This is a genomic window from Pseudoalteromonas distincta (genome assembly GCF_005877035.1).
Classification (GTDB): domain Bacteria; phylum Pseudomonadota; class Gammaproteobacteria; order Enterobacterales; family Alteromonadaceae; genus Pseudoalteromonas; species Pseudoalteromonas distincta.
On sequence record NZ_CP040558.1, the window covers coordinates 673,445 to 685,505 of the forward strand.

Below are 12,061 nucleotides of genomic sequence, written 5' to 3' on the forward strand. Positions count from 1 at the left end.
TAAATATAGTTCCAATCGTTTGTTTGTATTAAACTGATAGTTATAAACTATCACGTAGAGCTGAATATGAACTTAAAAGATTTTGAATATGTAAAAGCAATAGCGCAATACAAGCACTTTCGCAAAGCTGCCGATGCATGTTTTGTAAGTCAGCCTACATTAAGTGGCCAAGTAAAAAAACTCGAACATGAGCTTGGCGTTACTTTATTTGACCGCTCAACTAAACAAGTTACGTTAACAGCAAAAGGTGAACGTTTGTTGACGCAAATAGAGATTATTTTAGAACAAACGCAAATACTCAAAGAACTTGCTGCTACTTCTAATGAGCCTCTACAAGGTAAATTAACTATTGGTATTATTCCTACCATTGCGCCTTACTTGTTGCCTGCGTTATTAACATCAATGAAAGCGGCATTTATTGATAGTCAGTTTTCGTTTATTGAGATGCAAACAGCAACAATTTTAGAAGCTTTAAATAATGGCGAACTCGACTTTGCTATTTTAGCCGATGTGCCAGAGCTTATTAATTACCATACGGTTGCTTTATACAAAGAAGATTTTTTAGTGGCGGTATCACAAGATAACGCGCTTTCTAAGCATAAAAAAGTGGCGTTGAGCGACCTTCAAGGATGCAGCCTACTAATGTTAAGTGATGGTCATTGCTTTAAAGATCAAGCCCAAAAGTTTTGTTTTTCTGCGGGAGTCGATGTATCTAACCAGTATAAAGGTAATAGTTTAGAAACATTATTAGCGTTAGTGGCCATGGATGACGGTATTACATTTGTACCAAAACTGGCATGTACCGACCGTGTAGGGATTGATTACTTGCCTATATTCCCTAATCAGCAGCGTAATGTGGTGTTTGCATGCAGAAAGCATTATCCGCATTTATCGGGTGTAGAACAATTGGGCGAGTGGTTATCGGCTCACCCTAATTTAAAAGCTAAATTAACTAAAAAGGTTAATTAAAGATCTTGGCTGATTATTTCTACTACATCGTTAATTTGCACGCCAGGTAGCGGTTTATTGTCAATACTGACTGCTACTGCAGTTTGCTGATAAAGCTGCTCAACGCGAATTTTATTAAGCGTGGTGATGGTGTGCGGCATAACATTACCTGCCGCGTCGGTTAAATAGTTATGGTGAGCAATGCTTAGCATCTGGCCTTTTTTTAAACCATGAGCTTTACCTAAATTAATAACGATTTTGCTATTTTCCATGTGCATTATTTTGCCTTGAGTTGGCAAACACGCCATGGCTGCTTGAATGTCATAACTTACTGCTTGGTTGATATCAGTTATGCTTTGCCCATAAGGCGATTGCCAAAACCTATCACTATTAACGTCAACTATGGTTGTTTTTTCAAATGGCCATATTGCTTGAGTATGGTAACTATTTTGCCAAAGTTGCTCATAGGTAGTGCCATCAAATAATACAAATTCAATGTTGTAGCTGCGCTCATACGCCTCGTCTTGCCAAAATGCATAATCGTTATTGAGTTTGTCGCTAGTCGAAAGGCTGGTTATTTGGCTAAGTAATACATATTGAGCGTTACTGCGCGAAGATATTTCTTCTAATTGGGCATTTGAATAGTCGTGCTGCTGCGAAAAGTACTTATCAACGCTTATTGCATTATTATAGTAAGCAATAGGCACTGCGCTCATTTTTGATTTTTGCAGGGAAGTAAAAATATTTTTGCTAATCGCTTTGCTTACGTCAAATATTTGACCCATTTTGGCATGTTCACGATGAACAAGTTGGCTTTGTGTAACGGCCACAAACTTATTAAAACTATTTTGTGGGCATTGCTCTGTTTGAGAAAAAATATCGAGCCGTAATGTAACGGCAAATTTATTGTCGTATTTATTTTCGCTGACCAGTTCAATTTTTTGAATTTCTCCGTGGCTGCTAATTTTTAGCTGATCTTGCATCAACACGCCATCTACCAAGGTTTGCACAGAGCTAATCCGTGCGCCAGAGAATACTAACGCCTGTGTAATCGCATCTTTTATAGCGGCAGATTTAGCCGCGCTTGTATCGCCATTTTGGACGTTCGCGTGACCCGTTGATTCATACCACTGTGCTTTAGTAAAAGGGGAGAACGTTAATAATGCCGTTGCACTTAACCCTGCAAATGCCAATGATAAAAACGACTTCATACCTTTACTCCAATTAAACGTTAGCTATTAACTAGGTAGAGCAAGGACTGTACCAATGTTATTTGGTAATTATTAGTAATGCTATAAATGGCATTAAACGTGCATATGTAATGCTAATTACTATACAAGGGCTAAATGCTATGCGAGCAATTTCATTACTTATTACACTTGGGTGTTTAACCTTAGGTGGTTGTAGCAGCGTTTTTGATAAGCATGTTGAATATAAATATGTAGAGCCAAATAATTACCCCGTTTTAAAAGCGATAGGGTATGCGCCTATTAGCTTGCAAAAAGGCGCTAACGCGTCGCAAAAGCAACTTATGGCCATTAAGGCTTCTAAGCTTGAAGCTTACCGCGAGCTTACTGAGCAAGTCTATGGGCAAAAAATTACCGCAGGAACAACGGTGGAAGGCTCAATTGCTCAAGATGATTACTTAGAAAGTAAAGTGCAGGGGCTTATTAAAGGTGCACAAATAATTAAAACTTACGCAGTAGATGATACTTACGTGACCGAGCTTGAGCTTAATATGAAGCGTGTGCACGATTTATACATAGATGAAGTAAAACCACGCGAAGTTAAAAAAGTAACGTACTACTAAAAAAGTTATTCAAAATATCTCATCCTCTTATATTGAGTGCTATGCTGTTGTTAGGATTAATTTTAAGCAGATTGCGTAGTGCTCAACAGATGTATTTTATTGCCACTTATATTAACAGTGGCTCTGTAAATGGCGATTAAGCCAAGTCATTTAAATCCTCAATTATTTATATGGTGCAAAGCCAATTTGCGCTACCTATTGCTGTTTTTTGTACTCTCCAGTGGTGTGCTTGCAAGCCGACTAACTATTCAATTTAATACCTTTATAGAGCTCATGGGTCAAAAATACGGGCCTGCGCGAGCGGCGGTTGCACGCAACTGGCAAAGCATGTTGGTGCAAACTCAAAACAAGCCAGAGCAACAACAAATTCTTATTGTTAATGATTTTTTTGCGCGTAATTTACGCTACCAAACAGATATTTTGCTTTGGAAACAAAACGATTATTGGGCAACCCCTTTAGAAACATTAGGCAGAGGCCTCGGTGATTGTGAAGATTACGCAATAGCAAAGTATATAAGCTTAAGAGCGTTAGGTGTGAGCGACGACAAGTTACGCCTTATTTATGTAAAAGCAAAAATTGCGGGCACTAACAAAACGCAAGCGCATATGGTGTTAGGTTATTTTGCTACACCAAACGCTCAGCCACTTATTTTAGACAGTTTAATAACAAAGGTTTTACCTGCTGCAAAACGTGTAGATTTAAGCCCTGTTTTTAGCTTTAACAGCCAAGGTTTATGGGCTAATAATTCAACCAAAAGTGTAGCCAGCCCAACAGCAAGACTTTCACGCTGGCGTAAAATTTTGGAGCAGACAACCAAAGAAGGAGTTATGTGGTAATGGCATCATTTTCCTTATCTAAGTATCTTAAAAAACGAAAAATAACACTCAGGCAAGAGCTATGGATTGCATTATTAATTGTTATTTTTGTGGGCTTTATAAGTAGTGTTTTAATTAGTACTAATTCGGCTAAAAGTTATTTTTCGACCCAGCTGTACTTAAAAAATGTAGATAACGCCAGCTCACTTGCATTGATGATCAGTCAATTAGACAAAGACCCCGTTGAGCTTGAATTATTAGTTTCAGCCACATTTGATACCGGTCACTATAAGCGAATAGAACTACAAAACCCTAATGGTGAGGTGATTGTTAAACGCACATTTACCGATGAGCTTAAAGCGACGGCTCCACAGTGGTTTAGGGCAGTGTATGGATTAAATGTTCAACCAGGGGTTGGGCAAGTAAATAATGGTTGGCAGCAGTTTGGTACTTTGTTTATAGAAAGTCATAGTCAATATGCTGAGCAAGCCTTATGGGAAAGTGCGCTTAAACTATTTTTTAGTTTTTTAATTGTCGCTTTTTTTGCTTGTATAGTTAGTGCTTACTTTTTAAGTAGAATATTAAAACCACTAGATGATGTTGTGTATCAGGCTAATGCATTTGGTGAAAAACGTTTTATTAAATCCACCGTCCCTCGTACATTTGAGTTTGCACGTTTAGTGCAATCAATGAACCAATTATCTACCCGTTTTAGCCGTATTATTAAAGAAGATAATAAACGTTTAGAAGAGCTTAGATTTAAATCGCAACACGATGAGCTAACTGGTTTAGCAAATAGAGAATACTTTGGTGCAACGCTTGAGGCCCACTTACAAAAATCGAAAGATCATGCCCATGGCGCCTTGTTTTTATTTCGTGTTGTAAACCTAGATAAAATGAGCGAACAAATTAGCCGTGTAGAAATGGTTAATTTCTTACGTCGTTTTTCGCAGGTTTTAATCGAGTTTTTAGAATCAAATGAAGCACACTTTTCAGAAAACTACATAGCCCGAATATCACATAATGACTTTACTGTACTGTTTAGTGATACTGATGATATTGAGGTATTGAGTGAAAAAGTAGTTAGGCTTCATGAATCTTTTATTGAAGAGTATAAAAATATTGAATTAGCTATACCGCATAGTTGCACTTACATACAAAAGAATGACACGCGGTTTGATGTATTAAAACGAGCCGATGAACTTTTAAAATCAGCCGATAATAAACCAGGTGTTCAAGCAAAAGTAAGTGACAATAAACAAAAAAGCGAGTTATTTGATGATGCAACGAGTTGGCAAAATGCAATAGAAGAAGCTCTAGATAACAAATCGCTAGAAATTAACACATACCCAGTAACGAGTTTTACGGGGCAGTTGATGCAAAATCAATTAGGACTGAGCCTAGAGCTTGGCGGGCAAATATATCGGGCAAGTTATTATTACCAATGGGCTAATCGCTTAAAGTTATTAGCGCGTTTAGATTGGGGATTAATTAAGGCGTTGGTTGCTCAGTATAGTATTGAGCCACCAAGTGAGCTGATTTCGGTTGAATTATCTGCCCAAACATTACTTGATGATGCTGCGCTTGCTTCAATTCTTACCTATCTATCGGCATTTCCTGATTTAGCTTCTAAAATCTGCTTTGATATACGAGAAAGTATTGCCGTCAGCGAAATTAAGATATTTAAAGGCTTTTGTGAAGATGTAAGGTGTATGGGCGCTAAGGTGGCGTTAAAACGTGTAGGTCCTGAGTTTACTAAAATTGAAAAAATTCAGGAGTTTGGGCTTGAAATGATTAAGGTTGATAGCGTTTATGGGCATAATATTAGTTACAGCCAAGATAACCAAACATTCCTGCGAGGGGTGTGTACGTTAGCGCACTCTATTGGTATTAAAGTGGTCGCACAAGGTGTTACCAGTCAAGATGACCTCGATACACTTATTAACTTAGGCTTTGATGGGGTTATTAAAGAGTAAGTAGTAGGCATTAACCGTTCGGTTAATGCCCTTTTACAACTAACATTAATTGGATGCGGTCGCGTACTTTTAGCTTATTAAATATAGAACCCATATGCTCTTTAATCGTACGCTCTGTAATATTTAAAGACTCTGCAGCCTGTTTATTAGTAGCGCCAGTTACAACAATATCAACTACTTGGCGTTCTCGTTTTGTGAGTAACTCAAGCTCGCATGTACTCGCATATTTAAACGGTGTATTTGATAAAGCTCCCACTAAATTAGATAGTAATTGTCCTGGTAACCATATTCCGCCAGAACAAATTGTCTCAAGTACTTGTTCAATAATTACTTTAGTGGCGAGTGCTTCTACGTATCCTTTAGCTCCTGCTTCAAGCGCACTCCTAAGTTGATTTATTTCAAGTTCGTTGGTCATAACAATAACGAGTAAACGTTGTTGCGAATACTTTTTAACTAGCTCAAGCCAGTTCGGTGTACCGGCTAAAACCCAAATAATACTTGATGCCGTTACTCTGTTTGGTTCTTTTGTGCATATTAAACAACCAGGAAACGCTGCACGCCAGTGCTTCGATTCAAATTCAGGCTGTGTAATAAAAATACTTTGGCGCATTATTTCTCCATTTATTAAATGCTTAACGCTCTGTCATTGCTTGCGATGTAGCTCTAAGAACTGGTTTTAAAAGATACTCAAGTACGGTTTTTTTACCGGTAATAATATCCACTTGAGTGGTCATTCCTGGAATAATAGTCAGCTCTTTTGAAAAGTTATTTTTGGTGGTTTTTAGTTGCACCAAATAAAAGGTATTCTCACGGTCATCTGTAATGGTATCGGCGCTAATATGTAAAACCTCTGCCTCAAGGCCTCCATATACGGCAAAGTCGTAGGCACTAAATTTTATCATCGCAGATTGCCCAGGGCGTAAAAATGCAATGTCTTTAGGCGGAATTTTTGCCTCTACTACAAGTTGATCGTCAAGCGGCACAATTTCCATAACATCGCTACCGGGCTGTAAAATACCGCCAACAGTATTAACTAATAATCGCTGTACAGTGCCTTTAACAGGAGAACGTATTTCAGTTTGAGTTACTTTATCGGCCAAGCCAGATTCAGTTTCTTTAATTGAATCTAGTCTAAGTAGCGCTTCGGATAGTTCATTGTTCCAACGGTTAATCATAACGAGTTCAACTTCGGTTACTTTATTTTTAGCTTCGTTAATGGCCGAAAGGCTCCTATTTATAACTGCCTTGGTTCTGTTTATCTCGCCGTTTAGATCAACTATTTGGCGCTCTAAACGAATAATATCTATATCTGAAATAGCACCCGTGCGTAACAGTGGGCGAGTAACAGAGAGCTCTCTGTTTGTTAAGCGCAGCGCGCTCGTATGCTGTTCAAGTGCCGCTTTGGCTTCAATGTAATCCTGGTGTCGCTGCTCTAATTGGCGTTTGTGAATACTTACTTGTTGCTCTAATTCTTGGCTGTTGCTCAAATAAAGAGAGCGCTCATGTTGCACAACTCTAGGCGCATTTTTAATAACAGACTCGCTAAATACGAGCTCCTTTTTTTGAGTGAGTGCTCTGAGTCTCGCTACTTTTGCGCTTAACGACTCAACTTTGGATTGGTTTTCTCTAAAGCTAGAAATAAAGCGGGTAGGGTCTATTTTAATGAGTACATCCCCCTCATTTACTATTTGCCCCTCTTTTACATTTATTTTTTCGACCATACCACCATCATAAGATTGAATAAGTTGTAATTTATTGGAGGGAATAACTCGCCCCTCACCACGGGCAACTTCATCTAAATTAGCAAAACCAGACCACACAATAAGGCATATAAACGTTAAACAAATTAAATAGAGCAATAACCTAGCGCTTGCTGGCTCCTGTTGCATTTTTTCCCACTGAGCATCTACTACCCAGTCTTGGCTGTTAGGCGGAGAAATCCATCCTTTAAATAGTTTATTAAATACTGATGGCTTGCCTTGTTTTCTTGCTTCTATTGCTCTGCTAACAGATTCAAAGGAGCGCTGTTCAAGTGGTTTTTTATTGTCACTCATGAGGCTTGCTCCACTGTCTTATTATTTAACGCTGCAATTACTTTTTGTTTTGGTCCATCAGCAACTACTTTTCCGTTATCTAAAACTATAATTCGGTCAACAAGCTCAAGTAATGATGAGCGGTGAGTCACCACGATTAAGGTTTTATCTTTAGAATAACCCTTTAAATTATTAATAATTTTACTTTCACTATTATGATCTAGTGATGAGGTTGGCTCATCTAGTAATAGTATTGGAGGGTCGTTAATTATGGCTCTTGCCATACCTACAGCTTGGCGCTGCCCACCTGATAATTGACGACCTTGCTCGCCTACTTGTAAATCAAATCCGTCTGGGTGCGAATTAATTAAATCAAATAATTGGCTTCGCTCACAGGCTTCAATAATTTGCTCGTCTTTGGCATGCCAAGCACTCATGGTGAGGTTGTCTTTCAAGGTTCCATAAAACAGAGCAACGGTTTGTGGTAGGTAGCCAATATTATGACGAAGCTCAGCTGGGTCAATTTGATGTATATCATTATTGTCCATCAAAATTGATCCTGAACAGGGTTCGTATAGTCCTAAAATAAGCTTTTCTAATGTACTTTTACCTGAGCCATTACGTCCTAGAATGGCGACTTTTTCACCGGCTTTAATTTTAAAACTAACGCCGTTGAGCGCATTATGCGATTCGTCAGAGTATTTAAAACATACATCTTTAAATTCTATATCGCCTTTCAAAATAGGGTGGCTTAACCAATGCTTACCAGGTGGACGCTCGATCTCTTTTTCCATAATCTCGTTCAGTGATTGCATTGCTATTGCGGCATGATGATATTGTGCTAAAACAGCGGCCGACTGCCCGATTGGGCCCATAGCACGAGACGATAATAGGTAGGCTGCAATTAACCCGCCTTGAGTTAGCTCACCTTCAATAACGAGGTGCACGCCTATTATCATTATTATTACGCCTACGCATTGCTGTATCCATGATGCTGTATTTGATATAGAGCTAGAAACGAGTCGGCTATGTGCGTTTACTTGTGCAATGTAAATGGTCGACTTTTCCCATATAGACTGTGTTTTACACTCTGAGTGAAAGCTCTTTACATCTTCAATATTGGTTAAGCTTTCGACTAATACTGCATTTCGCATTGAGCTTGCTTTCATTGTTTGTTCTGAAAGAGCCTCAAGTTTGCGGTGTGCGGCTATAGCGTAAGCTAATAATATAAGTGCGCCCGCGATAATAGGTAAACTTAGAGGTACGCCAATAATGGCAATAACAATTAAATACAAAACTACGAATGGTAAGTCGACTAATGCGACAAGTGTTATGGAGCTAAAAAAGTTACGTACAGCTTCAAATGATTGAATGTTGCTAGCAAAGGAGCCTGCGGATGATGGGCGGTTTTTTAGTTTCATACCTAATACCCGCTCCATTATTACAGCCGATACTTTGACATCTATCCTACTGGCAGCAAGCTCTACAAAGTAGCCTCTTACTAAGCGCAAAACAAAGTCAGCAGTGAGTGCTATTAAAATGCCAATGGCAAGTACCCATAAGGTTTCTGTTGCGTGGTTGGGCACTACGCGGTCATATACGTTCATTACAAATAAAGGCATAGCAACCGACAAAAAGCCCAAAGCAACAGCCGAAATAATTACGTCTTTATAAAGTGAGCGGCATTCTTTAATTACTCCCCAAAACCATCCGTCTTTCGATAGTTTTTCAAGTACAGGTGTTCGCTCATCAAATGCAAACTCTGGTTGAGCATAAATAACTAAACCTACACTGTTAGCAGCTAACTCATCAATGCTTTGTTCGATAACTGATTCTGTAAGTTCTGGGTAAATTACACTCACCAACTGTTTATCGTAATCAATAGAATTAATAACACAGGCTTGGTTATCTTTTAAAATTAAGATGGCAGGTAGCAGTGCTGTATTTATTTTTTGTAGTGGCTTATTAACTACTTTTGATTTAAAGCCAATGCGCTTTGCTGCGCGCGAAAAACCTGATGGAGTAAGATTTCCATCAGTTAGAGGAAGTCCATTTAATAGTGCTTCTCTTGAAAACTCTTTACCATGATGACGACATAAAACTGCTAGGCAGTCAACGAGGATGCCACCATGATCAAGTACATCGTTTAATTCCATACACCATCCAATGTTATGTAGAACTGCATACGATTGTTACTAGTAAACCTAAACTCGACTTAAATATTTCAAGTCGAGTCTAGGTTATTTACATAACGTTAATTGACTTAGATATCAGTAATTACAGCTTCGATACGTCGATTCGCAGCATTTGCTCTTACTGATATTTCGTTTACACGTGGTTGATCGATGCCATACCCAAACGATTTAACACGTTTAGGTTCTACATCGAATTGCTTAATCAGAATTTCAGCTACGGCAAACGCACGTTTTTCTGATAGTTTACGGTTATATATACGGTCTCCATCTAAAGAGGCATGACCTTGTATTTCAACCTGTTTAGTTGGGTTCTCTTTTAAAAAATCTGCAAGCCGACTAATTTCTTGAATATATTGAGACCTTACATCGCTTGAGTCAGCAGAAAAAGGAATACCAATTTCTATATTTGAGGTTGATGCGCTATAAATTGTGCAACCAGATAAATCTACATTTGTACTCAAAGGTGTGCTTGGGCAAGTGTCTTGCTCATTTGGTACACCGTCACCATCATCATCGGTAAAGCTGCTTGCTGACGTGTCGGTTTCCAGCGGTATATCTAAGTACCTTGGCATAGCCGTTACACTCATGTAGGCATTATCTTGCTTAGCTTTTTTTTGAAGAAATGCCTTGCGGCTAAAGGTGGTTGCTACATCGTAACTCGGACAAATATTTTGTGCGTTATGAACAATAGGGTCGTCAGTTAGCTCTTTTAATGTAGGATATTTATCTGACATCACGTTAAGTGCTGGCAGTAATTTCCCCATTTCTTTTAGCATAGTTAAAATAGCTGATTGACGGTCGTAAAGCGCGACTATGTATGAACGTGTTGATTGAAATGATTCGTTTTCGGCATCAAGTACGTCTAGTAGAGTTCGTTGGCCTATATCGAATTGATCCTTATACGCAATTTTAACTTTAGTTGATGATGCACGATGTTGATCAAGCGCCGGTAACTTTTGCTCTAATATAGTGACGTTGTAATAAGCAATTTGCAGACTCTGACGAATATCAATACAAGACTGATCGCGTTGATATTTTGCAATGTTTATATCCTGATAGGCTTGTTCTAAATTGGCATTATCAAGACCACCATTATATAAATTATAGCTAATATCGATGCCGACTCGCGCTTCTGTTCTGGTTTCATTTTGACCAAGTTCATCTCTATCTTGGCTACCGTAGCGGGCAGATAAATCTACGTTAGGATGAAACGCTGCTTTTTGTGCTTTTGCGTTCGCTTTTTGTGCTTCAATATTATACAAAGAGGCGTAAAACGAAGGGCTATTTTTGTAAGCGACGTCTAGCGCTTGATTAACTGAAATTGGTATATTTTTTTCATCAAGGTCAGCTTGCTTTGTGTCGTTCATAGGAAGCTCTCCTACAACCCTTAAGTAGCGAGCGCTTACATCATGTAAATTTGAGTACTCCGTTAATACGTTAGATTGTGCTAAAGATAAGCGCCCACTAATTTGTTCTAGATCGGCAGCGCGCGCTACACCAGCGCCTACACTTTGTTCTATTTGTTGATATACAGACTCGTGCTCTTGTAAATTTGCTTCTGCAAGTTGTACTAACTCTTTGAATTTTTGTACGTCAAGCAAGGCTATTGAGGCTTCAAGTGCTGTTTGTTCTGTTTGAGAAATAAGCTCAAAGTATCTAATGAGTTGAATGCGTTTAAAGCGATCAACAGTATTAGAGGTCCTAAAACCGTCGTAAAGCATTTGAGTAACACTTAACTCGGCTGTATTACGGTTATATTCTTCTTCAACACCGTAATTTCTTCTTTCATACCCCGCGCTTGCCGATACATCAACACTTGGTAAATAACCAGAGCGGGCAGCATCGACCCCATAAATCGAAGATTTAAAAGCATGCCATGCTTCTTGTACTTCAGGATTGTTTTCAATTGCCTTACTTGAGACATAGGTAAGTGGCATTGCTGATTGTTCATTCGCATGCACATAGTTTAGTAGAGTTGCGGCTGTAATCGTTAGCCCGATTAACATAGTCCCTTGATGTTTCTTAAAAGTGTTTTTTGTAATCATTTCTTCCTCTTAGATCCTGTTAAGACCGAAAATACTCCCTTAAGTATTTAGTAAAGGAATACTATTTTTGCAAGTAATCGTTTTGGTTAGCATAAAAAAAAATTTCTACCACTTTCTTGTTGATTTTTATTTTTGAATTTTTCTTCTAAACCTGTACTTGAGTACAGTATCTATGTGGCTTTTTTGTCCTACCTTTAACTTATTAGATTGTTATTTTAAAAAGTTTGAGGGTACCAAA

General features: G+C 38.5%; 9 protein-coding genes. 4 read left to right on the top strand and 5 right to left on the bottom strand.

Translation table 11 applies throughout. From position 1 onward, the window contains the following. Positions 1-66 precede the first annotated feature (66 nt). A complete protein-coding gene (locus FFU37_RS03015; RefSeq protein ID WP_138488688.1) occupies positions 67-969 on the top strand; it encodes a LysR substrate-binding domain-containing protein in 903 nt (300 codons plus the stop codon). Here the strand turns inward: FFU37_RS03015 and FFU37_RS03020 are convergent. Next, complete coding sequence (locus tag FFU37_RS03020; RefSeq protein WP_138488689.1) at positions 966-2,159, bottom strand: flagellar assembly protein FlgT; 1,194 nt, start codon at positions 2,157-2,159, stop codon at positions 966-968. The genes FFU37_RS03015 and FFU37_RS03020 overlap by 4 nt on opposite strands. 140 nt (positions 2,160-2,299) lie before the next feature. Between FFU37_RS03020 and FFU37_RS03025 the strand changes: the two genes are divergently transcribed. The 3 genes from FFU37_RS03025 to FFU37_RS03035 all read left to right on the top strand — a co-directional run bounded on the left by FFU37_RS03025 (position 2,300) and on the right by FFU37_RS03035 (position 5,550). After that, positions 2,300-2,758, top strand: a complete 459-nt coding sequence (locus FFU37_RS03025) for an LPP20 family lipoprotein (RefSeq protein ID WP_138489998.1) — start codon at positions 2,300-2,302, stop codon at positions 2,756-2,758. Between the two features lie 129 nt (positions 2,759-2,887). Beyond that, positions 2,888-3,595 carry a transglutaminase-like cysteine peptidase gene (locus FFU37_RS03030; protein ID WP_002961331.1) on the top strand — a complete coding sequence of 236 codons (708 nt, stop codon included), beginning with the start codon at positions 2,888-2,890 and terminating at the stop codon, positions 3,593-3,595. Next, on the top strand, positions 3,595-5,550 hold the full coding sequence (locus FFU37_RS03035; protein WP_138488690.1) for a bifunctional diguanylate cyclase/phosphodiesterase: 1,956 nt from the start codon (positions 3,595-3,597) through the stop codon (positions 5,548-5,550). The genes FFU37_RS03030 and FFU37_RS03035 overlap by 1 nt, the downstream gene beginning before the upstream one ends. Positions 5,551-5,572: 22 nt before the next feature. Here FFU37_RS03035 and FFU37_RS03040 read toward each other — a convergent pair whose 3' ends face one another. From FFU37_RS03040 to FFU37_RS03055, 4 genes are all read right to left on the bottom strand, one after another. Further along, positions 5,573-6,160: a response regulator transcription factor gene (locus tag FFU37_RS03040; RefSeq protein WP_138488691.1), complete on the bottom strand. Its 588-nt coding sequence runs from the start codon at positions 6,158-6,160 to the stop codon at positions 5,573-5,575. A gap of 22 nt (positions 6,161-6,182) precedes the next feature. Then, on the bottom strand, positions 6,183-7,604 hold the full coding sequence (locus tag FFU37_RS03045) for an HlyD family type I secretion periplasmic adaptor subunit (RefSeq protein WP_138488692.1): 1,422 nt from the start codon (positions 7,602-7,604) through the stop codon (positions 6,183-6,185). Beyond that, positions 7,601-9,739, bottom strand: a complete 2,139-nt coding sequence (locus tag FFU37_RS03050) for a type I secretion system permease/ATPase (protein ID WP_138488693.1) — start codon at positions 9,737-9,739, stop codon at positions 7,601-7,603. The genes FFU37_RS03045 and FFU37_RS03050 overlap by 4 nt, the downstream gene beginning before the upstream one ends. 107 nt (positions 9,740-9,846) lie before the next feature. Continuing rightward, positions 9,847-11,823, bottom strand: a complete 1,977-nt coding sequence (locus tag FFU37_RS03055; protein WP_138488694.1) for a TolC family outer membrane protein — start codon at positions 11,821-11,823, stop codon at positions 9,847-9,849. Positions 11,824-12,061: the final 238 nt, after the last annotated feature.